General features: G+C 48.0%; 25 protein-coding genes. 11 read left to right on the top strand and 14 right to left on the bottom strand.

The window, feature by feature from the left end; all coding sequences use genetic code 11:
* Positions 1-39: 39 nt before the first annotated feature.
* Positions 40-1,584, bottom strand: coding sequence for an L-piperidine-6-carboxylate dehydrogenase (gene amaB, locus ACOSVP_RS16370; protein ID WP_487348549.1), 1,545 nt, complete (start codon positions 1,582-1,584; stop codon positions 40-42).
* A 168-nt stretch (positions 1,585-1,752) separates the two neighbouring features.
* Here amaB and ACOSVP_RS16365 point away from each other — a divergent pair, with 168 nt between their 5' ends.
* Together ACOSVP_RS16365 and ACOSVP_RS16360 are read left to right on the top strand one after the other, a co-directional pair.
* Positions 1,753-2,619, top strand: coding sequence for a LysR family transcriptional regulator (locus ACOSVP_RS16365; RefSeq protein WP_487348548.1), 867 nt, complete (start codon positions 1,753-1,755; stop codon positions 2,617-2,619).
* 97 nt (positions 2,620-2,716) lie between these two features.
* Entirely contained in the window at positions 2,717-3,523 is an 807-nt protein-coding gene (locus ACOSVP_RS16360) for a 2-oxoadipate dioxygenase/decarboxylase family protein (RefSeq protein WP_487348547.1), read from the top strand.
* A gap of 43 nt (positions 3,524-3,566) precedes the next feature.
* Here the strand turns inward: ACOSVP_RS16360 and ACOSVP_RS16355 are convergent, their stop codons facing one another.
* The gene (locus ACOSVP_RS16355; protein WP_487348546.1) at positions 3,567-4,157 is read right to left on the bottom strand and encodes a hypothetical protein; all 591 of its coding nucleotides are present in this window, start codon (positions 4,155-4,157) and stop codon (positions 3,567-3,569) included.
* Positions 4,158-4,294: 137 nt separating this feature from the next.
* Between ACOSVP_RS16355 and ACOSVP_RS16350 the strand changes: the two genes are divergently transcribed.
* From ACOSVP_RS16350 to ACOSVP_RS16330, 5 genes are all read left to right on the top strand, one after another.
* Positions 4,295-4,711 carry a rhodanese-like domain-containing protein gene (locus ACOSVP_RS16350; RefSeq protein WP_487348545.1) on the top strand — a complete coding sequence of 139 codons (417 nt, stop codon included), beginning with the start codon at positions 4,295-4,297 and terminating at the stop codon, positions 4,709-4,711.
* 15 nt (positions 4,712-4,726) lie between these two features.
* The gene (gene grxC, locus ACOSVP_RS16345) at positions 4,727-4,984 is read left to right on the top strand and encodes a glutaredoxin 3 (protein WP_487348544.1); all 258 of its coding nucleotides are present in this window, start codon (positions 4,727-4,729) and stop codon (positions 4,982-4,984) included.
* A 17-nt stretch (positions 4,985-5,001) separates the two neighbouring features.
* Positions 5,002-5,460 carry a protein-export chaperone SecB gene (gene secB / locus ACOSVP_RS16340; protein WP_487348543.1) on the top strand — a complete coding sequence of 153 codons (459 nt, stop codon included), beginning with the start codon at positions 5,002-5,004 and terminating at the stop codon, positions 5,458-5,460.
* Positions 5,461-5,763: 303 nt separating this feature from the next.
* On the top strand, positions 5,764-6,042 hold the full coding sequence (locus ACOSVP_RS16335) for a type II toxin-antitoxin system RelB/DinJ family antitoxin (RefSeq protein ID WP_487348542.1): 279 nt from the start codon (positions 5,764-5,766) through the stop codon (positions 6,040-6,042).
* On the top strand, positions 6,035-6,304 hold the full coding sequence (locus ACOSVP_RS16330; protein WP_487348541.1) for a type II toxin-antitoxin system YafQ family toxin: 270 nt from the start codon (positions 6,035-6,037) through the stop codon (positions 6,302-6,304). The genes ACOSVP_RS16335 and ACOSVP_RS16330 overlap by 8 nt, the downstream gene beginning before the upstream one ends.
* A gap of 113 nt (positions 6,305-6,417) precedes the next feature.
* On the opposite strand, the gene ACOSVP_RS16325 is transcribed toward ACOSVP_RS16330, so the two are convergent.
* From ACOSVP_RS16325 to pobA, 6 genes are all read right to left on the bottom strand, one after another.
* Positions 6,418-6,636 (bottom strand): DUF6500 family protein, encoded by a 219-nt coding sequence (locus ACOSVP_RS16325; RefSeq protein ID WP_487348540.1) that lies wholly within the window; start codon positions 6,634-6,636, stop codon positions 6,418-6,420.
* A 41-nt stretch (positions 6,637-6,677) separates the two neighbouring features.
* Entirely contained in the window at positions 6,678-7,247 is a 570-nt protein-coding gene (locus ACOSVP_RS16320) for a hypothetical protein (protein WP_487348539.1), read from the bottom strand.
* An 800-nt stretch (positions 7,248-8,047) separates the two neighbouring features.
* Entirely contained in the window at positions 8,048-9,334 is a 1,287-nt protein-coding gene (locus ACOSVP_RS16315) for a TRAP transporter large permease (RefSeq protein ID WP_487348538.1), read from the bottom strand.
* Positions 9,331-9,846: a TRAP transporter small permease gene (locus tag ACOSVP_RS16310; RefSeq protein ID WP_487348537.1), complete on the bottom strand. Its 516-nt coding sequence runs from the start codon at positions 9,844-9,846 to the stop codon at positions 9,331-9,333. Before ACOSVP_RS16310 ends, ACOSVP_RS16315 begins: the two co-directional genes overlap by 4 nt.
* A gap of 108 nt (positions 9,847-9,954) precedes the next feature.
* Positions 9,955-10,983, bottom strand: a complete 1,029-nt coding sequence (locus tag ACOSVP_RS16305) for a TRAP transporter substrate-binding protein (RefSeq protein WP_487348536.1) — start codon at positions 10,981-10,983, stop codon at positions 9,955-9,957.
* Positions 10,984-11,242: 259 nt separating this feature from the next.
* Positions 11,243-12,445: a 4-hydroxybenzoate 3-monooxygenase gene (gene pobA / locus ACOSVP_RS16300; protein WP_487348535.1), complete on the bottom strand. Its 1,203-nt coding sequence runs from the start codon at positions 12,443-12,445 to the stop codon at positions 11,243-11,245.
* Positions 12,446-12,697: 252 nt separating this feature from the next.
* Here pobA and ACOSVP_RS16295 point away from each other — a divergent pair, with 252 nt between their 5' ends.
* The 4 genes from ACOSVP_RS16295 (at position 12,698) to ACOSVP_RS16280 (ending at position 16,795) form a co-directional block, all read left to right on the top strand.
* Positions 12,698-13,561, top strand: a complete 864-nt coding sequence (locus ACOSVP_RS16295) for a helix-turn-helix domain-containing protein (protein ID WP_487348534.1) — start codon at positions 12,698-12,700, stop codon at positions 13,559-13,561.
* A 147-nt stretch (positions 13,562-13,708) separates the two neighbouring features.
* A complete protein-coding gene (locus ACOSVP_RS16290; protein WP_487348533.1) occupies positions 13,709-13,879 on the top strand; it encodes an RSP_7527 family protein in 171 nt (56 codons plus the stop codon).
* A 242-nt stretch (positions 13,880-14,121) separates the two neighbouring features.
* Positions 14,122-15,915 (top strand): bifunctional diguanylate cyclase/phosphodiesterase, encoded by a 1,794-nt coding sequence (locus tag ACOSVP_RS16285; protein WP_487348532.1) that lies wholly within the window; start codon positions 14,122-14,124, stop codon positions 15,913-15,915.
* Between the two features lie 82 nt (positions 15,916-15,997).
* Complete coding sequence (locus tag ACOSVP_RS16280) at positions 15,998-16,795, top strand: UDP-2,3-diacylglucosamine diphosphatase (protein ID WP_487348531.1); 798 nt, start codon at positions 15,998-16,000, stop codon at positions 16,793-16,795.
* 38 nt (positions 16,796-16,833) lie between these two features.
* On the opposite strand, the gene ACOSVP_RS16275 is transcribed toward ACOSVP_RS16280, so the two are convergent.
* The 6 genes from ACOSVP_RS16275 to siaA form a co-directional block, all read right to left on the bottom strand.
* Positions 16,834-17,514: a 3'-5' exonuclease gene (locus tag ACOSVP_RS16275; protein WP_487348530.1), complete on the bottom strand. Its 681-nt coding sequence runs from the start codon at positions 17,512-17,514 to the stop codon at positions 16,834-16,836.
* Positions 17,515-19,380: a DUF294 nucleotidyltransferase-like domain-containing protein gene (locus ACOSVP_RS16270; protein WP_487348529.1), complete on the bottom strand. Its 1,866-nt coding sequence runs from the start codon at positions 19,378-19,380 to the stop codon at positions 17,515-17,517.
* 138 nt (positions 19,381-19,518) lie between these two features.
* A complete protein-coding gene (locus ACOSVP_RS16265) occupies positions 19,519-20,298 on the bottom strand; it encodes a diguanylate cyclase (protein ID WP_487348528.1) in 780 nt (259 codons plus the stop codon).
* Positions 20,298-20,672: a biofilm regulation phosphoprotein SiaC gene (gene siaC, locus ACOSVP_RS16260; RefSeq protein WP_487348527.1), complete on the bottom strand. Its 375-nt coding sequence runs from the start codon at positions 20,670-20,672 to the stop codon at positions 20,298-20,300. The genes ACOSVP_RS16265 and siaC overlap by 1 nt, the downstream gene beginning before the upstream one ends.
* A gap of 10 nt (positions 20,673-20,682) precedes the next feature.
* Positions 20,683-21,219, bottom strand: coding sequence for a biofilm regulation protein kinase SiaB (siaB, locus tag ACOSVP_RS16255; protein WP_487348526.1), 537 nt, complete (start codon positions 21,217-21,219; stop codon positions 20,683-20,685).
* Positions 21,220-23,226 (bottom strand): biofilm regulation protein phosphatase SiaA, encoded by a 2,007-nt coding sequence (gene siaA, locus ACOSVP_RS16250; protein ID WP_487348525.1) that lies wholly within the window; start codon positions 23,224-23,226, stop codon positions 21,220-21,222.
* Positions 23,227-23,232: the final 6 nt, after the last annotated feature.

Raw genomic sequence — 23,232 nt, 5'->3', positions numbered from 1 at the left:
CCTCCTAATCCATCAATATGAGGGCGCTAAACAAGGGGATTATTCAAAAACAATGCCTTGAGCTAATGGCAGATCACCACCGTAGTTGACCGTGTTAGTAGTGCGGCGCATGTAGTTACGCCATGCATCGGAGCCAGATTCACGACCACCGCCGGTTTCTTTCTCACCACCGAAGGCACCACCGATCTCAGCACCCGAGGTACCGATATTGACGTTGGCAATACCACAGTCAGAACCAGCTGGAGACATAAACAGCTCCGCTTCACGCATGCTTTCCGTAAACACAGCAGACGATAGGCCTTGTGGCACTTCGTTTTGAATCTCTAACGCTTGCTCAAATGAGGTGTAGGTCAGCACATACAAGATCGGTGCGAAGGTTTCTTCGTGCACAATCGGCGCATTGTGGGCAATACGGACAATCGCAGGACGCACATAGAAGCCACCCGCTGGCACGCCATCGGTAACACGTTCGCCACCAAACACTACTTCGCCACCCTGAGCTTTCGCCGCTTCTAGAGCATTTTGCATACGTGCAAAGCTACCTTCATCAATCAATGGGCCGACCAAGTTGCCTTCCGTCATTGGGTTACCAATGCGTAGCGATGAGTAAGCTTTCGCGATACGTTCTACCAAGCCATCTACTACCGATTCATGGGTAATCAAACGACGTAACGTGGTACAACGCTGACCTGCTGTGCCGGCCGCAGAGAACACAATGGCACGTAGGGCAAGATCTAGATCTGCGGTGTCAGAGACAATCATGGCGTTATTACCGCCCAGCTCTAGCAAAGAACGGCCTAAGCGTTTTGCCACCGTTTCAGCCACCGCTTTACCCATGGCGGTTGAACCCGTTGCTGACACTAGCGGGAACACTGGGCTTGAAGACATGGCTTCACCCAAATCACGGCCGCCGATCATGACACTGACAGACGCTTTTGGAATATCTGGCATTTCAGTAATCACGTTTTGTGCGATTTGGTACATGGCTAAGGCACACAGGGGCGCTTTTTCAGATGGTTTTAGCAGAATGGGATCACCACACACTAAGCCTAGCATGGCGTTCCAAGCCCAAACCGCCATCGGGAAGTTAAACGCTGTGATCACAGCAACAGGACCCAGTGGATGCCACTGTTCCATCATGCGATGCCCTGGGCGCTCGGATACGATTGACAGACCGTGCAGCATACGGGATTGGCCAACGGCGAAATCACACACGTCGATCCACTCTTGTACTTCACCTAAGGCTTCTGGAAGGATCTTACCCGCTTCTAGGGAAATCACCTGTGCCAATTCGTTTTTGTATTTACGCGCTTCTTCACCGATACGGCGTACCAACTCACCACGACGTGGCGCAGGAATCACGCGTAGCGCTTTGAATGCGTCTTGTAGCTCTGCCGTCACGGCGTCTAGCTGTGCTGGTGTAGCGTTATTAAATTGTGACAGCTTGGCACCGTCGATTGGGCTATGGGCGGCAAAGGCATCACCTTGACCTAGAGCCACAGAGTTACCCGTCAATACGCTGTAAAAGGTATCGCCCTGTTTTAGTTGGTTTACGCCTAAGGTGTCTAAACAAGCAAGCGTCATGGTGTCCCCTTTATTCTGTAATCATTAACGGTTGGTTTGAATTCACTCTACTCAGTCTAGCCATCAAGGAGAAATATTGATTTCCTGCCTCTGGTATAGGTTTGTCCTATACCTAGATCAGCGCTATAGTCGAGCAGGCTTGATAAAAGGGTAATAGAGGAAATCAGGATGGATATTCGTTCACTACGTTATTTTATTGCGGTGTTTGAAGAGCGCAGTCTAAGCGCCGCGGCCAAGCGTTGCTTTGTCGCCCAGCCTTCGATTTCCGCGACCTTAGCGCAATTGGAAAGTGATCTTGGCACGCAATTGTTTGTGCGCCATTCCAAAGGGGTCACACCAACGGACAGTGGCGCCAAGCTCTACCCTCACGCCTGTCGTATGGTGAATGAGATGAATGCCATGCGCAGTTTATTTGCTGATACCCATGCGCCACTCGAAGTTTCGATCTCCCTATCGCCGTTTCTATCCGGCGCTCTCGTCAGCCAAGTATTGAAAACCTTACTCGATGAAATCCCAGGACTGACCTTTAGCTTGGTGGATGCGTCGGAAAAAGCCGATTTACGCTTTACCTGTGATAACTACACCAATGAAAACGATGTGTTTTATTACCTGTGGGAAGACAACTATGTGATCGCCATGGCCAATGATCATTGGTTGTCCGAGTTCCCGTCGTTATCCATTAAGCAGATCGACAAACTGGCGTTTATCTCAAGAAAACCCTGCGACATCCAAGAGTCCTGGGACTATCTGATGCAGAAACAAGGCATTACCATGGACGTACGCGCACAAGTCAAAACCGAAGAGTACGCCCTGGATTTGGTGGCCGCAGGCCTAGGCGTGTCGCTGATCCCAGAGCATTCCTTGCGCGGTCGCAGCGATGTCACCATTCGCCCGATTACCGATGTGGCCCTGAAGCGCGTGGTCGGTATTGCCCATACCAAAGAGAGCAATCTGCCCGCGCACTTGATCAATACCATCTTATCGGTCAAGCAACGCATGAATACCAAAACCTCAGCCATCAAAGCCAATGCATGAGTTTTACGCATCAAAAGATGCTTTTTTACCTTTTGCGTAACCCCGGTGAGCGTCTTACATTGAATAGAGACAACGACATAATAATAGGAGCCATTCCATGCCAGTCGATCAGTTCTTTGCTTCACTTTGGGAATCTTACACCAGCGTAACGCCACAGGCGCAGCGTATTCAAACCCTGTTTAAAGAGCACGGCGAAAGCGTGATCAACGATCACATCGCCTTTCGTACCTTTGCCAATTCACCGATTGCATTAGAAAAATTAGAACCGATTCTGACCGGCCTTGGCTATCAAGCTTACGGCGCGTTTCGTTTTGAAAACAAACACTTAAAAGCCCGTTGCTACAAACATCAAAGCCAAGCAGACGCGCCAAAAATTTTCTTGTCTGAGCTGTTAACAGACGAACTGCCAACGGACTGCCAAGCCATCATTGGCAAGCTAGTGGCGCAGATTCCAGCGGATGTGGTGCAAGGCCCTGAGATTTTCTGGTCAAAATGTCTATGGCAACCCATCGCCGAGCAGGATTACCTAACCCTAGCCCAGCACAGCGAATACGCCGCTTGGCTGAGCACCATGGGCTTACAGGCGAACCACTTTACCGTCAGCATTAATCACCTGACGCAAACGCCAACCATCCAAGAAGTTAACCAACTGCTGTTGGATCAAGGTTACACCTTGAACCAAACCGGTGGCCTGATCAAAGGCTCCCCAGAGCTTTATCTAGAGCAGTCTTCAACCATGGCGGATAAGATCGAATTCACCTTCGCGGGCGGTGAAACACGTGTCATCCCAAGCTGTTTCTATGAATTTGCCTTGCGCCATAAACAGCCGAACGGTGAACTGTTCGACAGCTTTATCGAAGGCAATGCCGATAAGATCTTTGACTCCACCAATACGGCGGCTTAAACAGAGCATTAGAAGCTTAGAGAAGGGATAGAAAAGTGCCGCGTTATAAACGCGGCACTTTTGTTTGTAGCTCTAGGGTAAGAGAAGCCTGCGCCAGCACCTTACCGCCGTAATAGAAGACTTGCAGCGTACGTGGGGTGTCCGGGCTACTTGGACTCAGATCGATGGTTTCTTGGCCTTCGATATAGAGTTTCCCCTTTTCATTCCACACCACATTAAGCCAGATCTCAGCACCGTTTTCGCCCATCAAACGCCAGCGGGTTTGCTCCGAGCGGTAAAGAATCAAAGGCTCAGCGATGTACTGGGTTTTCGCCGTGTCTTGCACTGACAACGCCATTAACTGGGCCAAATCCCCTGTGGCAGGCTGCTGTTGACGCTCCACTAACTTGGCATCTAACTTGGCTAATTCCGTTTTCACCAAATCAATATTGTTTTGGTTCTGCGTAGCGATAGCATCCTGCCCAGCCTTAGCGGTACTGATCAAGGGCGCGCCCTGTTGTAGCGTCGGGATAATGTGTCCTCGTTGCCAAAGGGTTTCCAGTAACTGTGCTAATTCATACTGTTGTTGATCCCGAGTCGCATCAAATTCCTTTTTCGAAGGCGTACCACTGCAGGCAACTAAACTGGTGATCAAAAGAATGCAACAAAAGGCCTTTATACTCTGGCTGAACACCGCTATCACTCCATTTCAACTGCACTGGCTTGCTAGTATGTACCCTTTACCCTCACCGTGTATAATGCTTTGCAGTTTTTTTATAGGCTTGAATCCACATGATGAACCAACTAATTGAATTTTCTTTAAACCATTGGGAAATGGTAGCGGTATTCGTATTCATTGCGGCAACCTTGATCTTCGTGGAAACACGTGGTGGTGCACGCGCTTTGTCTACCAATGCAGCGACCAACTTGATCAACGATAAAGACGCGGTAGTGGTCGATATCCGTCCAGCGAACGAGTTTCGTACCGGTCACCTAACGGGTTCGATCAATATTCCTTCAGCAACACTGAAAGATTCTGCCGGCACCCTAGAAAAATACAAATCTTCCCCAATCATCTTAGTATGTAAAACGGGTATGACAGCGGGCTCAAGCGCTAAAGAGCTAATCAAGTCAGGCTACGATGTGTACAAGCTACAAGGCGGTATCACAGAATGGCAAAACGCTGGCCTACCGCTAGTGAAGAAATAAGAGAAGGTGTCCGCAATGGCTAACGTAACAATTTATTCCAGCAACTACTGCCCATTTTGCTTCCGTGCAAAGCAGTTGTTGCAATATAAGCAAGCGGACTTCGACGAGATTAATGTTGATGGCAACCACGCTTTACGTCAGGAAATGATGGAAAAAAGCGGCCGTCACACAGTACCTCAGATCTGGATTGGAGACCGTCATGTAGGTGGTTGCGACGACCTATTTGCGCTCGAAAGTGCAGGCGAGCTTGACGCTCTGCTTGCCTCTAACTAAAACACCAAGGAACTATCATGGCTGAAGAAAACCAAGCTCAACCACAACTACAAATTCAACGTATCTTCCTAAAAGACGTATCATTTGAATCACCACGTTCTCCGCTTGTATTCCAAGAAGAGTGGAAGCCAGAAGTAGGCCTTGAGCTAAACACTAAAAGCCGTCAAGTAGGTGAAAACCTATACGAAGTGGTACTAGACATCACAGTGAACGTGAAAAACAACGGTGAGCCAGCTTACCTAGTACAAGTTCAGCAAGGTGGCCTATTCACCATCGCTGGCTTCGAAGAGCGTCAACTACACCACGCACTAGGTGCATTCTGCCCAGGCACATTGTTCCCATACGCACGTGAAACCATCGACTCTGTGATCATCAAAGGCAGCTTCAACCCAGTGATGCTGGCTCCGATCAACTTCGATGCGCTATACCTAGAAAACCTACAGCAGCAACAAAAAGCAACTGAAACAGCTCAGTAATCGCGACTGTTTAAGGTTTTAATAAAAAATCCGATTGGGGAAACTCAATCGGATTTTTTTGTGGGCTTTGTTTTTGCCTCCTGTACGACCCGACTCCGCTCGGGGAAGCGATCTATCGTACTTGGAGGCAATCAGTATTAACGCCGCCTCTTGTAGGACCGCGCTGCGCGCGGGAACTACAACCTGCGCATCTCCCGAAATAAGCAGTATCCGTTTCTTTTCTCTATTTTATTGAAGCATTTGGCATCTATTCATATACTATACGTAATACATTGTCATACATATGAACACAAAGGTGACATTATGAGATCTGAAATGTTAAGTACGCGCATTGATCACGATACCAAGGTAGCGTTTACCAGTATTTGTGAGGAAATGGGCCTAAGCACATCGCAAGCTCTCAAACTGTTTGCCAAAGCCGTCATCAACCACGGCGGCATTCCATTTGAGCTGCGTGTTGCTAAACCAAATGAGACAACCGCAGCCGCTATGCAAGAACTAGTGGAAGGCAAAGGTCATAAAGCAGAGTCTGTTAATGATCTACTCGATGAGTTAACAGAGGGTAAAGTATCCGGTGTATGACCTAACGTACTCATCCCAATTTAAGAAAGACTTCAAGAAAATCACTAAAATGTCGATCCCAGACATTATTGAAGTAGGTAATGTCATTGCTCAACTGCAGAGAGGAGAAGCGCTCCCTACTCACAATGTTGATCATGCATTGACTGGGAATTGGGCGGGATTCAGAGATTGTCATATTAAACCGGACCTTGTCTTGATCTACAGAATTTTCGACAATCAAATGCAGCTGGCTCGAGTTGGATCACACAGCGACCTATTCTGAGATTGTTTTGTCTCTTGTACGAGCCGACTCCGCTCGGGGAATCGGTCTATCAGGCTTGGAAGCAATCAATTTAACACCCCCTCTTGTAGGACCGCGCTGTGCGCGGGAACAGCTTATCTGCCAGCTTGAACTAGAGCTTTGATCTTTACCGCCTTTTCAAAGTGGTCTAATTGATGGGTTCTAATCCACCATTCCGCTGCTTCCATAAGAAGCTCAGGATCGTCGTTTTTGTTTTTGAAAAACGCGTAGAACGAAATGCCAACGCCCTCGCCTTTGGTGGCGATCTTTTTGTCACAGACTTCGAGGATTTTGGCTTTAAGGGTTGGGGTCATGGTAGCTTAGTTTTAAATGCGTTAGTGTCAATCTGGATAAGTTATTGCGCTTCCGCCTGCTTGACGAACTCGTTATAAAACTTAATAGCCTCCTCTTCCGAGCCTAATGCAGTATTTATAAGCACCTCTAGCATCCAAACACGCCCAGGTGAAACTTGGTCCAAGTTTAAATCTGGAGAGTAGGATTCAGGGGCGATTGCCATTTCAAGGTTTACAAACCACCACATTTCTACTTTTCTTAGCAATGCAACCATGTCACTAAAACTTTCACTGACATCGAAAGAGCAACCTTGAGATACAAACTTAAAAAGTTCGTGTGTAAGTTCGTTACGATGACGTTTTATACGCTCGAACGTCTCAAGGTCATTATCATCAATAGCTTCCATATGTTTTAACCAGCTAAGAGAAGCATATGTTCTACTGCGATTAAGCTTGAGGACTTTTTCTCTATAGTCTTCACTAACAATAGGTCCATGCTCATCAAACCCATTGGTAAAAAACTCCTTAATCTTGTCTTCGATTGCACTTTTCAACATTTCAAACGCCATCGAATGGACTGATGCCGTAATAATATTATTTTGAGAGAAGCAGGATTTAAAAATCTCTCCCATGATCCCTTCACTTTTTCATCCATAATAGCTGTGCTCCTAAATTCATGTCCGTATTCAGTAAAATCCCACATGCAAAGAATTGTTAATCCCCTCAGCATTTCAATGATTCATGAAAACAGTAGCTAAAGACTAAGCTAACCCCATAATGTTTCCAATGACTTCTGACTTGATAAAGCTTCCATGCGTTTGATTCGCGCTGACGCGTCGAGGCACGAAGACAATGCGCAAGCGAATTGAATTGCATGGAAGCTCCCTAGCCTGAAAAAGCTGGGGTTAATACTAACTGTTGCTGAGGATGTGAGATCGCGTCCCCGATTGGAATCGGGTCGTACATGGAGATGCTGCTGAGGATGCGGTATCGCGTCCCCGAACGGAGTCGGGGTGTACATGAGAGATGCGCAGGATCGCTACCCTAGGCGGAGCTGAGTCGTACAAGATGGAATCGGGTCGTGCAAGTTGTTAAGATCGTGGAAAAGTTAATTTCGAGGCGTTTGGTTGGCCTCAGCAGGAACGCTTATGGCTAAGAAGAAACGTAAACCTTGTCCCTACTGCATGAAAGTACGTTGGATGATTTTGTACCTTGTTTGCATGGGTATGATCGGCCTACTTTTGCTGCAAGAATTCCTCCATAAGTAATCTTATAAACTTGTTGAAAAGCCGCCTAGTTATACACAGTTCGTGGCAAATTATCGAATTTTATCGTGCTGTTGAAAACTTTTCGCGCAATCTTTTGCTTACTTCAAAACACAAAAAAAGCGCCATGGTTCGCACCATGACGCTTTAAGCATGTTCGGCTCAGTTTATAGCAAGCCGACCGCCAACGCTGGGAACAGAATAATCAGTCCTAGACGTACCACATCCGAAATTACGAATGGTAAAACGCCCTTGTACATAGCACCGATGGAAATATGCGGTGCGACCGATTTAATCACGAACACGTTCATCCCTACCGGCGGGGTGATCAAACCAAGCTCTACTGTGATCACGGCGATGATGCCGAACCAAATTGGATCGAAGCCGGCCGCCCCTACCAATGGGTAGACCACAGGTACGGTTAGCAACAGCATGGCGATACTGTCCATAACACAGCCTAGTAGTACAAACAGGATCAGGATGCAGAACAACACCATGTAAGGTGATAACTGCAGCGCATCAACCCATTCCACTAGGGTGAAGGAAATACGCGATACCGATAGGAAGTAACCAAAGATCTCCGCACCAATGATCATAAAGAAGATCATCGCCGACATCACTAGGGTTTCTTGGATCGCTTCTAGGAATTGCTCAAAGCGCATACCGCGCACTTGGGCAATGATCCAAGTCGCTGCGGCACCCACCGCTGCCGCTTCCGTTGGCGTAAACCAACCCGAGTAGATGCCGCCAATGATGAATAGGAACACCCCCGTAAAAGGTAGCAAGCCTTTTAGACCGACTATCTTTTGCTTAAGGGTTGTCGCTTCACCTGGCTGTGCCATATTGGGATACAAGGTAACTAAAACTGCGACCGTTACCCCGTAGAGTACCAACCCAAGAATGCCTGGGATAACGCCCGCAATAAACATATCACCGACCGATTGCTCTGTGATCAGTGCATAAAGTAGTAAGGCGATCGATGGCGGAATCATGATCCCCAAGGTACCACCTGCCGCCAAGGTGCCTGTTGCCAAGGTTGGCGCGTAACCGTTCTTCTCCATTTCGGGCAGCGCCACGCGGGACATACTCGCTGCAGTCGCCATGGAAGAACCCGAAATCGCTGAGAAAATACCGCACGAGGTCACGGCCGCTAGACCCATACCACCGCGCCAGCTACCAAATAAGGTGCGCGCGCCAGTGAATAGTTCTTGAGACATGCCCGCTTTGGAGGCAAACACCCCCATCAGGATAAACATTGGAATCGGGCTAAAGCTGTAGTTTGAAAGGGTTTCAAACGGCCCTGTGGCCAAGATCGAAATCGCAGGATCAAACGCTACGATTGCACCAAAGCCAATAAAGCCCATCACCGCCATACTTAGGGCGATTGGGGCACGCAAGGCAATCATAAACAGCATGACTGCAATACATGTTAAACCGATAGCTGTCGTACTCATGCGTCGTCACTCTTGTTTTTCGTTAGTACCAATGAAAACGCATTCAGCGTGGCCGATAAGCACAGCATGGCTGTGGCAAAGGTCGCTACGGTGTAGAAATACGTCATAGGAATTAGTAGATCTTGGGTGGTTTCATAGCTCATCGCTGCTTCATCGATCAGATGGAAAAAGCTAAAGCTCATGGCACCGCCAAGAAATGCGAAACACAGTAGGTAGAAGCCTTCAAAAAACTGCTTTTTACGCTCGCTAAAGTTATCGGTGAACAGATCCACGATCACCTGAGAACGGCTCACTGAGTGAGGCAAAATAAACAGTACGGTAAACAGTAGGAAGTATTTAACCAGCTCTACACCACCGATAAAGGTCCAGTCGACGGCTCCATCCGTAAGGGAGAACAAGCCCCTTGTGATAACGTCTGCTAAGGTTGAGAACATCATCCCCAGCAAGAAAACGCCACCAATCCAGTGCATCAGTAGCGTCAGCTTGCCAAATACACGAGAAAGTGAATTCATAACTAACTCCGAAGAAAAACAATGGCCAGGCTAATGCTTACTCAAATTAGGCTGACTATTGAAAGAGACAGTGCCTAGGACAGGCACTGTCGGGACAAGCAGGTAAGATTATTGACAAGTCGTTTGGCTAAGTTCCATGGCACGGGCATACACCTTGTGCGCAGGCAAACGTTTCTTCTCAAGCTCGTTTAGGTAATCTTCTGTCGCTTGGTACAACACAGGTTTCCAGCGTGGGTTTTCCGCGCCGCCTTCGATCACATTGATCTTGTGACCCATTTCCAAGGCTTGCTTACGACCTTCTTCATCTAGACGGTCAAACGACGCGGCTGCGATCTTCGCCCAATCCATACCAGAGTTGTCGTCGATCACTTTCTTCAGATCCGCTGGTAGCTTGTTGTAGAAAGATTTGTTCATGGTCGCCACAAACGAAAGCGTGTACAGACCACCCACTTCAGTGTGGTGCGGCGTCAATTCGTTTAGACGGAAGGTGTACTGACCTTCCCATGGCAATGACACACCGTCGATCACGCCACGCTGTGCCGATTGGTAAGAATCGGGTGCTGGCATGCCCACTGGCTGCGCGCCTAGACCTTCTAGAATCTTCGCCACCACCGCCGTTGGACGACGAATACGCAGACCTTCTAGGTCTTCAGGTGTGTTGATTTCTTTACCTACCGTGTGGATACCACCTGGTCCGTGTGTGAATAGGAACAGCGGTTTGGTATCACGGTATTCTTTGTCTAGGAAACCTTCATCGTAGATGCTTTGCAACACACAGGAACCCTGCGCAGCGCTTTGCACTACCCCTGGTAGCTCAACGATTTGCGTCAGTGGGAAACGGTTCGCCGTGTAACCTTGAACGGTTACCACAACGTCAGCAATTTGGTTTTTTGCTGCGTCGTACAGTGCCGGTGGTTTCGCCAACGTGGATGAAGGGTACATTTCCACTTCAATACGGCCGTTCGATTGGGTTTCAATCGCTTCCGCCCATTTGTCGAAAATGTCTTTTTGCTGACCTGCTACCGCAGGAAAGAAGTGTGCGAAACGCAGCGTGTAATCCGCCGCCTGCACGTTTGCTTGCATTAACGCAGTAGTCGCAACTGCCATCACAGCAGTTTGTTTTATTATTGTTTTCATAATGACGCCCCATATCTATTTTTTATTACTGTTCTAAACAATCCATCATTAACCATCTAAAACTAACAACCCAGGGCGAGCATTGAAAATTAGTTATTAGAGTTAAGTATTTAAAAATTGGATAGTAGGGTAACTAAACAGTTATATTTAAAACAAATAATGCATAACTGGCAGAACTCAGGATTCTAGAATATTACAGAAATAAAAAAGGCCGCTTATAGTAAGCGGCCCTATAGCAAAATCGAATTAAATAAACGACTTATTTGACATCTTCGTAAGGTAAGCCAACGTATTGCATAGCGATCACGCGACGACCTTGCTCGTTGTCTGTGTAGAAGTTCAACTCAGATTCCATGAAACGTGAGAAGGTTTGTGAATCCGTGCCATTTACCTCAACATCACCGAAATCGTGCATCATGTTGGTCATCCACCAAGAGAAACGCTCACCGTGCCATACACGACGTAGACAGATCTCTGAGTACTGAGTGACGCAGTCTTTGTCGCCTTCTTTGTATACGCGGGTCATGATCTTGTACAAAGTCGCCACATCAGAGGCTGCTAGGTTCAAACCTTTGGCACCGGTTGGCGGTACGATGTGCGCTGCATCACCGACTAGGAACATGTTGCCGTACTGCATGGGTTCACATACGAAAGAGCGTAGTGGCGCGATACTTTTCTCAATGCTTGGGCCAGTTTCCATGGTCGCCGCCACATCCGCTGGTAAACGGCGTTTTAGTTCGGTCCAGAACGCCTCATCGCTCCACTCTTCCACTTTGTCCGTTAGCGGAACTTGGATGTAGTAACGTGAACGAGTTGGTGAACGCATACTTGCCAAGGCAAAACCACGATCGGTTTTACAGTAAATCAATTCCTCATGGCATGGTTTGGTGTCAGACAGTAGGCCCAACCAACCAAATGGGTAAACGCGTTCGTGTTCGGTTTTAATTTCATCTGGAATGGTTTTACGTGATACGCCGTGGAAACCGTCACAGCCCGCAATGTAGTCACATTCTAGACGTACTTGTTCGCCGTCTTTTTCGAATGTTACGTACGGTGCATCGGTTTTCACATCGTGCAGTTGTACATTTGATGCTTCGTAAACCGTCGTCAAACCGGCCGCTTTACGTGCATCCATCAAGTCGCGAGTCACTTCGGTTTGGCCGTATACCATTACCGTATCGCCACCCGTTAGCTCGTCTAGCGCAATGCGTACACGTTTGTCATTGAAAGCCAGCTCCACACCTGTGTGAACTTCACCTTCACGGTCCATACGCTCAGACACGCCCGCTTCACGCAGTAGGTCCACCATGCCTTGCTCTAGTACGCCGGCACGAATACGGCCTAGTACATAGTCACCTGACACGCGCTCTACGATCACGTTATCAATGCCCTGCTTGGCAAGCAGTTGACCAAGTAATAAGCCTGAAGGACCTGCGCCGATAATCGCTACTTGTGTTTTCATTGTTCTGTACCTGTCTTATTTTTGTTCGATATCACGTTTTGATGATCTAATAGTGGCCAATGAAGCAACAAAAGAGCAGGAACTTTTGGGACATAAAATTGTACTTTTCGGACAGTCTAAGCTTTAATAAAACTTCAAGCATTAGCGCATTTTATAAACAAATAGTCCTTATTTTTCATTTATAATGAACTTTTATCAGCATTATTTGTTTTTTAGAATGATATTAATTTTTTGAAAAACTAAAAAAATAAGATGAAACAGACCATTCCTCAGTTTGCTTTGTACGGTGAAGGGCGTTGGATCGATAACCCAGATTTCGTGCATATCGAAGACATTGAAGCCCGCAGTAGTGACCTTGGCTGGCATATCAAGGCCCATCAACACACCCAGTTATTACAAGTATTGCTACTGAAAAGTGGCTCGGTTCAGTTGCAGATGGACACTGAGAAGCGTTTTCTTGAAGGGCGCTGGGGCATCATTATCCCACCCGGCACCGTGCATGGTTTTCGCTTCGCACCACAAACCGATGGTCGTGTCCTGTCAATCTCGGATACCTTACTGGGCAACGATTACGCTGGCGCCGCCTTTGTCAGTGCTGCCAGCTGTATTGATTTGAATGGCGAACAAGAAGACTTCCAACACCTGTGGCAGTTACTCAACCTAATGGAATACGAGTTCCATCGAGTCAAATCCCATAAGAATGTACTGATCGAACACCTACTCAAGGCCATCTTGGTTTATATAGAGCGCCATCACTCGTCATTGAATGCGCAGCAACAAAGTCATGATGATCTAACTTTGCAACGACTTAAGGGCTTGGTGAATAGCCATTTACGTGAACATTGGAAGCTGGACGCCTACGCTAGCGCTTTGAATGTGTCGGAGAAAAAGCTCAATCGCCTCACGCAACAGGCCTATGGCAAGACGGTGATTCAGTTGGTGCATGAGCATTTATTGTTGGAAGCAAAGCGTAATTTGATCTACACACAGAAGTCAGTCGAGGAGATTGCCTACGATCTAGGCTTCAAAGATCCAGGCTATTTCTCAAGATTTTTTAAACGATGTGAAAAAATCACCCCAGGACAGTATCGACAAGCCCTAGATAAGCAAAAATAGAAAAACCTAATTCATTGATTCATATTAACTTTATTTTAATCGTTTAGTTTTCCTCAAGTATCTACTGAAATTTGATCGTTTGTCTATTTTATGGGCGATACGTACTATTCAAACCATAGAAACACAATCAATTTTTTGGAGAATACTATGAACAACATCGACAACCTAGACACTGAATTTTACGTTGAACGCGCTTACGAACTACGTCGCAACTACATCGCTGCAGCGGTTAAATCTCTAGTTGCTCGCGTTAAAGCTGCGCTAACTTCTGGTAACCGTACAACTTCTGCTCCGCTACAAGGCAACCCAGCGCACTAATTCTGGTTCCCCTTGCTTGGCAACTCGTTGCCAGTCTTCGTTACTGATCACAGAGTAAAAACAACAAACGATCAGCATAACGAAAGCTCCTCCTCTCTTGTTTGACACCTTCTAATTTAGCCATCTTTAATCCAACACAATTCTTGTGGTGATAATCGCACTTAGCCTAAGTGTCACATAACTGTCATCATTTGTTCATACCATACCGCTCATATTCCTAGGCAAATGGTAGCAATACGGACATGCAACTCGACAATGCTGCACTACTAAATCAGATTTTAGAGGAAGGCTTAATCACTCCCCTATTTCAGCCGATTTACGATTTAACTTCTGGCAACATTTACGGCTATGAAGCACTGTCACGCGGCCCGCAGAATACCGATCTGTTTGCTCCAGATATCTTATTCCCTTTTGCTCAAGCCCACGGCCGTCTGCACGATCTAGAGCTCTTATGCCGAGAACGTGCCATTTCCCGTTTTGTGGAACTGCAGCTGCCAGGGCAACTGTTCCTTAACGTCAGTGCTTCTTTATTAGGCTCACCAGATCATCAAAAGGGCATGACCCTTTCGATACTCAACGAACTGGGTATCAGCCAAAGCAATATCGTCATTGAGCTGTCCGAGCAGCACCCTTATGATCGTGATGGCTTAACTCACCAAAGCGTCGAGCACTACCGCGAAATGGGCTTCCAAGTGGCGATTGACGACTTAGGGGCGGGCTATTCGGGCCTACGTCTTTGGTCAGAGGTGCGTCCTAATATTGTGAAGCTGGATAAACACTTTATTGAAGGCATTGATCGCGATGAAGTGAAGCGTGAATTTGTGCGCTCCATCATTAATATTGCGCAACGCTTACGCTGCGCATTAGTGGCGGAGGGCATTGAACGCCAACAAGAGTTAGATCAGCTATTAGAACTCGGCGTGCGCTACGGTCAGGGCTTCTATTTACATAGACCCAGCCCTCTACCGACTACCGAGCCGAATGACTATTTAATTAATCAAGCTCAACAACGCCGCCGTTTTCATGCCCAGCATGGGGAAACCGTACAAACCCTTTGCCAAGAATCTATTTATATAGAAAGCACACGCCCACTAAGTGACGTGGCACAACTATTTAAACAAAACAAAGAGATCTTCGCGCTACCGGTGCTGAAAGATGGCAAACCGATTGGCATCATTCGTCGCCATGCCTTGCATGAGCTGTTTTCTACGCCCTACGGCCGTGCTTTATATGAGAATAAGCCCGCCTTGGCGGTCATCTCGTCCGACGTGTTAATCGTAGAAAGCACCATCTCGCTCGCCAGCGTGTCGACCATGTTTACCGATCAAGAAACCGATTTGCTCAATAATGAAATTTTGATCGTGCGCGATGGCATGTATTTGGGCATTGGCCATTTAAAAGATCTGTTGAAGCGCATCACCGAGCTGAAGATTCAAAATGCCACCTATTCAAATCCATTGACGTTATTACCCGGTAATGTGCCCATTAACCATGAAATCAATCGTCGCCTATTGGCGGAACACGATTTCTATGTGGCCTACTTTGACCTGAATAACTTTAAGCCGTTTAACGACTATTATGGTTACGCCAAGGGTGATGCCATCATTCAACTGCTGGGCAGCATTCTGCGTAGCGTGGTCAGCCCTGACTTTAACTTTATCGGTCACGTTGGCGGCGATGATTTCGTGGTCATTTTTAACGATGACAACTGGTGTCAGCAATGTCAGGCTATTCTCGATCGCTTTGCCCATGAAGTGATCCAGTATTATGCGCCAGCAGAACTAGAAGCCGGAGGCATCTGGACCAAGGGACGCGATGGCGAGTATCGATTCTTTGATATTTTGAGTTTGGCCATTGGTGTGGTGAACCCGAACCCGAAAGTCTGTGACAGCCACCACTTCGTGGCTGAGTTAGCGGCACAAGCGAAGAAGTCCGCGAAACAACGTGGTGGCAACCAAATCTACCAACAGCCCTATCAGTACCATTACGAAGAACACGAGATCGCTGAAGATAAACGTAACCGCTGTTGCAGCTAATCTCATCAATTCGACATTAAGGCTTCACGAAAGCGTCATCTTAGCCCTCTAGCCTAAAACTATTCGCTAGAGAGGCCAAAATATGAACACTCAATTCCGCGCGGTATTTATTTCCGATGTACACCTTGGCACAAAGTCCTGCCAAGCTGAGCACCTACTCGACTTCCTAAATCATATCGAGACCGAAACCCTATACTTGGTCGGTGACATTATCGATCTGATCGAAATGCGCAAGCGCGCCTATTTCAATGATGTGCAGCAGCAGGTCGTACGCCGCATTTTGAGCTTAGCCAAGCAAGGCACCAAGGTGGTTTACATCCCTGGCAACCACGACGCCTTCTTCCGTCAATTCTGCGGTCAGACCCTGTCAGGCATTGCGTTGCAGCAACAGGCGATTCATACCACGGCGGATGGCCGTCGCTTTCTAGTGAGCCATGGGGATGAATTCGATCAGATGGTCAAGGTCAGCCCAATTATGCTGGCCATCGGCGATAAGGCCCACGGTATGATGCTGGCATTGAACCGCTACATTAACCGAGTGCGCCGTGCCTTCGGTCGTCCCTACTGGTCGTTTGCTGGTTATTTGAAGCAGCATGTCAGTAAAGCTCAGGAATTTATCACACGTTTTGAGAGTGCTGCGATCAAGACCGCCCGTAATAAAAAACTCGATGGCTATATTGGTGGCCACATTCACTTCGCGCGCTTTCAACGTCAAGAGGATGTCTTGTATTGCAATGATGGGGATTGGGTGGAGCATTGTACCGCGTTGGTGGAGCATGAGAGCGGAGAGTTACAACTGTTGCACTGGTCGGAACAGCCATGCTTTTTGGCCAGTGAACCGAGTCACGAAACACTCGAGTCATCGCCTTCCTTGGCTTAATACTTTCTTGATCAGGCTCTGATTGAGCTAGGCGAAGGTTATTGAGTTTTATTGTTGGATGATAAGCGCATGCGCCCTCCGCCCATGCGCACCAACTCCTGCAGACTGGGCTCATGACCATTGAAGTGGGCAATTTGCGCCAACAGCAGTTCAGCGGTGGCCATGGCATCGGTCAGCGCATCGTGCCCTGGATAATCCGGTAAACCATAACGCTCACGACAGGCGGGCAGGCGATAGCCACCTTCACCGATCACTTCTTGAGAACGGTTACGACGCTGCATTTCCAACTGCATGGTATCAATCCAGTCAAATGCCAACGCTGGCATTGGCTGGGTCTGCCACAAAGACTTTAGAAAGCCAAGTTCCAACGGCGAATAATGCACCACCAGCACCTTGTCTTTCATAATCTGGCGTAAATAGCGCAATACACTGGCATGGCGTCGACCTTGCTCTAATACATCCGAGTCGGTGATCATATGAATGCCGACACTGACGTCGTCAATCTGCGCTGAGTCCAACAGCAAATGCTGGGCAGTATCGAGCTGGATCGCGCCGTTTTCCACTAGCACCCAACCCAAGCTGATAACATGATTCTGCTTCGGATCTAAGCCGGTGGTTTCCATATCTAAGACAAAGTAGGAATGCTCCTGCCAAGGCTTGGTTTTGACTTCACGATGTTCACGCCAGCGATCCAACGCTTGGAATATCCGTTTAGGCATTTATGCGTACCCTCGTGCATAGCGTTGTAGCGCCGCCGCTTGACCATCAGCGATGATGGCAAAGGTCGACTTCAAATGCTTACGCTCAAGTGAACTCAATTCACTCGGATCGAGATAGGCGCTGGGCTCACCGGTGTTTTGCCAATGCTGACGCTGGGCCTGCAGACGCAGCTCATTCAGCTCATCCCAGGCATCCATCAAATTGCGTGCGATATCGAGGCCCATTAATTTCTCTCGGGCCGCTTGCTCAAGACGCTCTTTGGTGCCCACATGATAACGCTTACAGCCAAGACCATAGATACGCGCCAGATCGTTGATCAAGGCGAGCCCCTGATGTTTCAAATCTAATTGGTTTTTGTGCTCACCAGAAGATTCCAGCAGGAAGCTACGGAAGAAACCGATCGGCGGTTTGGACACGGTCGCCGCACGGGTCAGTGTCGCTAGGAACAAGGAGGATTTTGCCACCCGCGCCTGCATGTTTTGCAGTAACTGCTGTACACCAGCGTCGTCGCCATAAACACAGCGAATATCAAAGAAGATGCTGGCATTAAGCAACGAAGACGGCGAACTGGCTTCAATCCAATTGGCGAACGCCTGTTGCCAGCCTTCTTGAGTCATACGCCATTGTGGATTCGAGGCCATAATATCCCCAGGGCAAGAACGGATACCGCATTGGGCCAGACCATCGCAGATAAATTGCGCCAGCTTGGCAAAGTACTGAGCTTCTTCTGCAACCGGCTTACGGGCAAACATCATACCGTTATCTTGGTCGCTGCCTAGCGATTGATCTTTGCGTGCTTGGGAGCCAAAGACTAAGAACTGGAACGGTAACGGTGGCGTGCCATAGCGCTCGATGCCCAACTCGATAATGCGGCGCGTTAAGCTGTCGCTGATGGCCGCAATCACATTGCCGATGTCGGTGGTTTTCATGTCCGTCAGGATCAGGTTCACAATCAAGGTATTCAGTTGCTGACAGACTTCTCTCAGACTGGTGATGTCCGTTTGACGGTTGATCTGATTGATCAGCAGTAGAGGACTCAATTCTTGATGGCGCAATAAGTCCGCGGCGGTGATCATGCCTACCGGTACATTCTCGCCGTCGGTTACGGGCAGGTGGTGGATGTTTTTTTCACTCATCAGCGTCTGGGCGTGCATCACCAGATTTCTCGAGTCAATCGACGCCGGTTCACGAGTCATAATCTCAGACAGAGGCAAATCAGCAGACGCGCCGACCGCTAGTACTCGGGAACGCAAGTCACGGTCCGTGACAATGCCCACCAAACGCTGTTGCTCTAATACCAGAATCGAGCTCACACGAGCTTCGGTCATGGCCGCGGCCGCTTGCTGCACCGTGTCATGCACCGCTGCGGTAATCAAATTGCGCGACATGATTTGGCTGATCGGTGTCGACAGCTGCAACGCAGGGGTGGCTAAATCGGTGGCGTGGGCACGGGACAACTTACGGATACGGCTACTGCGGGTATGAGCGAAGAACAGGGCAAAGTCTTCGCTCTCTTGCAGTAATTGCTGAAAGCCGGTCTTTTGAAAGCGGTAAATCAAGCTGTCTTCTAGCACCATGACCTGAAGACCATCAGGGTTTTGCTCTAAAACGGTAGAAATACCAAAGCAATCACCATCCGCTAGCTTATCCACTAAACCACCTTTGGCAGAGCGGATTTCACAGGCACCACGGCGAATCAAATGCAGCGTCGCCTGACTCCCCTCTAGGTTCATTTTTTCACCTTGGCGGGCATAGGTCAGCTCGACCCCAGTAAGGAGTTGCTTTTGTTGCGTATGAGTTAACCCCGAAAACGGTGGGGTGTTATCAATAAATTTTAGGACTTCTGGGATATCAATGGCAGCCATAAAATACTTACCTAGTGTTATTTTTATGGCTTTAAAGATACGTTGGGAATGGACTGCTTACCAGTGTGGTTATGTAACTAATACTAAGGTATAGGCATCTAGGACAAGAACTGACGGGGTGAGCCGTCACCGTATGACTTAACCGATGACGACTTGATCACGACCTGCATGTTTCGCTTTATACAGGGCCGTATCGGCCCGTGTAATCAGACTATCAATGCTGTCTTCTGGCTGATAGCGGGACACACCTATACTGATGGTGGTGCGAATGGTGTAAGCATCGCCGTTGTTAAAGCGCTCTTCACGAATCACCTTAACCAGTTTCTGTAAGCATTGCTCCACCTCGGCTTGCTCAGCTTGCGAGAAAATCACTAGGAATTCTTCACCGCCCCAACGGGAAATATGCCCCAAGTCCCCTACCGTGTGCTCAATCAGGTTACCGACGGAAACCAGCACATCATCACCAATCAAGTGACCGTATTCATCATTGATGTTTTTGAAATGGTCAATATCGATCATGGCGATGTTAATCGTTTCTGGACTCACCTCAAATTCAGTTTTTAAGCGGCGCAGCATTTTGCGGCGGTTCGGCAAACCGGTCAGAGCGTCAGCATAAGATGCTTGCTCCAGCTCCAAGTTGGCCTCACGCAATGCGGTTTGGTAACGATCCGAAATACGCGTAATCTTTTCCAACTGACGCAGATGCTTGTCAAAGCGCTCACCCAGCGTTTTTTCACGCTGAATAATCATGTCTTGGTAGGAATCAGACAAGCGAATCATATGCTCCATGCGCGCCCATTGCCCTTGGTTATACTGCCAAAGGTCGTTTAACACTTCATACAATGGGTGGTCCTGATGCTCGGTATTCGCCAGTGCTTCCTCGACCTTTTTCTCAAGCGCTTTGATATCAGGTTTCATTATTGGCCTATAATATTGAAGGCAAAGCTGCAGTCTTCTTTGAACTCTTCTGCTAGCTCGGCAACACGTTCATTGTCCACGTCGTAACGCCAGTTCACGGTAATTTCGCGGCCTTTTTGGTGGGCGTCTTCTAGCTCATCAAAAATATCCATCATTACCTTGATACTACTGGTATTCAGGTAAAGCAAGGCTAGCTCCATCACCAAGGGACGGTTATTTGAGCCTAGGTAATGGCTCACCCAAGCGACCAACTCAGAGTAGAATTCAAATGAGTTCTCTGGGTAGGAATCCCCTTCCATATAGATCACACCGCGGTTGCTGTCGGTTTCGATCAGAGGTGTTGACTGGGTGGATACGATTTTTAGATCATTCATACTAGCTTACTCAAATTTGTACACTCAAACTAAAATAGCCGGTGCCATTTTCCAAAGTTTTAAGAGATGGCATCACTGGCGCACTGGCTTTGCGAGCAATGTCGATTAGGCCAAGTCCCGCCCCTGAGGTGGCGTGCTCATCTCTAGGTTTTCGCAATTGTTCTTTATAGGCTTTCTTGAGCTCCGTTTTATCTAACTGAGCCAAGGCCGTCACTTGTTGTAGCACCGCTTCGCCGTCTTCAATGCGCACTAGGTTGCCGGCTGAAACGTTGTAATGGCCATCGTTATAACTGACCACAACGGTGGCTGTGTCCGCGCCAGCCAAGCCTGAGGCTTGGGCATAGTGGCGAATGTTTTGCGTCAGCTCGATATAGACCGCAAACACATCCAGTGCCGCCGCTGGCGACGCTTGTTCCGTCTTCATGTAGTTACGCAACGCATTACCAATTTCTTCAATCAAACTACGAGAGATGGGGCCATTAAAGCACAGTAGAATTTTCTCGTTATCGAAACGTTCGCGTAGCTCGTATAAATCTGGCACCAACATTTATTTACCCTCTTCACTGGTTAACGGCTCAAAGCGGAATGACAACAACGTAATATCATCACGTTGTGGCAAGTCCCCCATGTACTCATCTAACGCTTCGGCGAAGCGCGCCGTTTGTTGTTGTAGTGGTCGTTGCGCATTCTCAACCAATAAGCTCTCGAAACGTTTATTACCAAAGCCAAACATTTTCTCGCCCCCCGCTTGGTCGAGATAACCATCTGTGGTCATGTAGTAAGTTCTTCCTGATAATGGCAGATCAATATTCTCATAATCGCCCTGCTTGCGATCGCCTAATGCGCGGCGACTGGCCGCGTATTTTTCTACCGTTTCACCATCACTGGCATACAAAGCAATCTTGGCGCCACTAAAGCGCAACTGATCACCGGCATGACGAATGTACACTAGCCCCACGTCAGCATTGGTGGCCACCTGGTTCACGGTGTTGTCTTCGTGCAGCATTGAACGAACGGTTTGATCAATAGCATATAGCAGTTTGGCGGGATCAGCGATTCCTAATTCATTGATTGCTTTATCAATTGCCGCACGCATCAACATGGTCATTAGCGCCCCTGGCACACCATGGCCAGCACAATCGACAATCCCCAACAAACAACCTTCGTCATTGTTATGGAACACATAGAAGTCGCCGCCGACGATATCACGTGGGCGCCACACCACACTATGATGCTCGCCAAGGAATTGTTGCAATTGGCGATCTGGCAGGATGGCTCGCTGAATCAAGCTGGCGTAATCGATCGAATCACCAATCTTACGGTTAGCGGCTTGAATCTGGGCATTACTCTGCTCTAGTTCTTGAGTACGCTCTTTCACGCGCGACTCCAGCTCAGCCGTATGAGTCTCAACCTGCTGCGCCATGATATTAAAGGTGCGACTTAGGTCACCGATTTCATCGTCATACTTAACCGGTAAGCGCACTTCGTAAGAACCTTGCGAGATGGCCTTGGCAGACAATTGCAATTGACGCAGAGGCTGCAGCACCAAACGATCCACGGCAAAGCCAAACAGCACCAAGACAATCGCTAGCAAGAGCGCAAAGACCACGCCAACGCCCATGATCAGGTCCGTATTCAGCAGGCGTACTTCGTCCAAATTAACACTGGTGGCGACCAACCAATTCAACTCAGGCATATAGCGGAACGACAGGATGTAAGCTTGTTTAGCAATGCGCACATTAACGGTTTCCACCTGATCGGTTTGTTTTGCCTTTTGAATGGTGTCTTTTAGGGCAGCCAACGAAGCCGGATCATCCATTAAGTCATATAAGGTCTGATCATTGCCATTACCTGCAATGCCATCAATCGCTACCAAATCGGTATTAGAATGGGCCTCGATATTGAGGTTTTCCGCATTCACCACAAATGGCTGAACTCCTGGCTGAGGCGACGAGGCAAAGGCTTCAATAAAGCGTCCTAACTCAAAACCAGTACCGGCGATACCCAAAAATTCATCGCCATCTCGCACCAACACGTTGATCCAAATTTTGGCTTTATGCAGATACTCGTTTAGATCCACGTTGATGTGATACGGCTCGGTTTGCTGACGGGTCAGCACATACCATTTGTTTTCTTCTTGGGTTTCATCAATGTAGTAGCGTGGCTCGCCATCAATCGGCATCTGCTCGTCGTAGTAGTAATAAGCGAGGCTTTTGTCCGAAACAAAGAAGATAGCACCGTTTTCAAAACTGGATTTAAAGCCTTGAGCATCGTGGATCGCTAGGGCTTTCAGTTGCTCATCTCTAGGATTTTTAAACCAATTCTGTAGTGAGCTTAACTCAGCAAAACGGCGTGCTAACGCCAACTCGCGCGCCATCGGCGTGAGGATCTTCTGATAGTTCAGCTCGGTATAGCTTTCCGAATAGGCTTTGGCCGAATATTGACGGCCTTCTGCCACCACATACCAACCCAGCGTCAAAGCAATGATGCTGGCAATCAATCCCGCCAACACCAACACCAACAGCGATTTCCACCTTAATCCCCAACGAGCCAATTGCCT

It is taken from the genome of Marinomonas sp. HM11-D, from assembly GCF_057626615.1.
Note: the sequence above shows the minus strand (reverse complement) of the source record. Positions and strands in the feature narration are given on the sequence as shown.

Bases quoted from the DNA above. Each gene is read 5' to 3' on its own strand.
- amaB (WP_487348549.1), bottom strand. From the start codon at position 1,584: ATGACGCTTGCTTGTTTAGACACCTTAGGCGTAAACCAACTAAAACAG.
- ACOSVP_RS16365 (WP_487348548.1), top strand. From the start codon at position 1,753: ATGGATATTCGTTCACTACGTTATTTTATTGCGGTGTTTGAAGAGCGC.
- ACOSVP_RS16360 (WP_487348547.1), top strand. From the start codon at position 2,717: ATGCCAGTCGATCAGTTCTTTGCTTCACTTTGGGAATCTTACACCAGC.
- ACOSVP_RS16350 (WP_487348545.1), top strand. From the start codon at position 4,295: ATGATGAACCAACTAATTGAATTTTCTTTAAACCATTGGGAAATGGTA.
- grxC (WP_487348544.1), top strand. From the start codon at position 4,727: ATGGCTAACGTAACAATTTATTCCAGCAACTACTGCCCATTTTGCTTC.
- secB (WP_487348543.1), top strand. From the start codon at position 5,002: ATGGCTGAAGAAAACCAAGCTCAACCACAACTACAAATTCAACGTATC.
- ACOSVP_RS16335 (WP_487348542.1), top strand. From the start codon at position 5,764: ATGAGATCTGAAATGTTAAGTACGCGCATTGATCACGATACCAAGGTA.
- ACOSVP_RS16325 (WP_487348540.1), bottom strand. From the start codon at position 6,636: ATGACCCCAACCCTTAAAGCCAAAATCCTCGAAGTCTGTGACAAAAAG.
- ACOSVP_RS16320 (WP_487348539.1), bottom strand. From the start codon at position 7,247: ATGGGAGAGATTTTTAAATCCTGCTTCTCTCAAAATAATATTATTACG.
- ACOSVP_RS16315 (WP_487348538.1), bottom strand. From the start codon at position 9,334: ATGAGTACGACAGCTATCGGTTTAACATGTATTGCAGTCATGCTGTTT.
- ACOSVP_RS16310 (WP_487348537.1), bottom strand. From the start codon at position 9,846: ATGAATTCACTTTCTCGTGTATTTGGCAAGCTGACGCTACTGATGCAC.
- ACOSVP_RS16305 (WP_487348536.1), bottom strand. From the start codon at position 10,983: ATGAAAACAATAATAAAACAAACTGCTGTGATGGCAGTTGCGACTACT.
- pobA (WP_487348535.1), bottom strand. From the start codon at position 12,445: ATGAAAACACAAGTAGCGATTATCGGCGCAGGTCCTTCAGGCTTATTA.
- ACOSVP_RS16295 (WP_487348534.1), top strand. From the start codon at position 12,698: ATGAAACAGACCATTCCTCAGTTTGCTTTGTACGGTGAAGGGCGTTGG.
- ACOSVP_RS16290 (WP_487348533.1), top strand. From the start codon at position 13,709: ATGAACAACATCGACAACCTAGACACTGAATTTTACGTTGAACGCGCT.
- ACOSVP_RS16285 (WP_487348532.1), top strand. From the start codon at position 14,122: ATGCAACTCGACAATGCTGCACTACTAAATCAGATTTTAGAGGAAGGC.
- ACOSVP_RS16280 (WP_487348531.1), top strand. From the start codon at position 15,998: ATGAACACTCAATTCCGCGCGGTATTTATTTCCGATGTACACCTTGGC.
- ACOSVP_RS16275 (WP_487348530.1), bottom strand. From the start codon at position 17,514: ATGCCTAAACGGATATTCCAAGCGTTGGATCGCTGGCGTGAACATCGT.
- ACOSVP_RS16270 (WP_487348529.1), bottom strand. From the start codon at position 19,380: ATGGCTGCCATTGATATCCCAGAAGTCCTAAAATTTATTGATAACACC.
- ACOSVP_RS16265 (WP_487348528.1), bottom strand. From the start codon at position 20,298: ATGAAACCTGATATCAAAGCGCTTGAGAAAAAGGTCGAGGAAGCACTG.
- siaC (WP_487348527.1), bottom strand. From the start codon at position 20,672: ATGAATGATCTAAAAATCGTATCCACCCAGTCAACACCTCTGATCGAA.
- siaB (WP_487348526.1), bottom strand. From the start codon at position 21,219: ATGTTGGTGCCAGATTTATACGAGCTACGCGAACGTTTCGATAACGAG.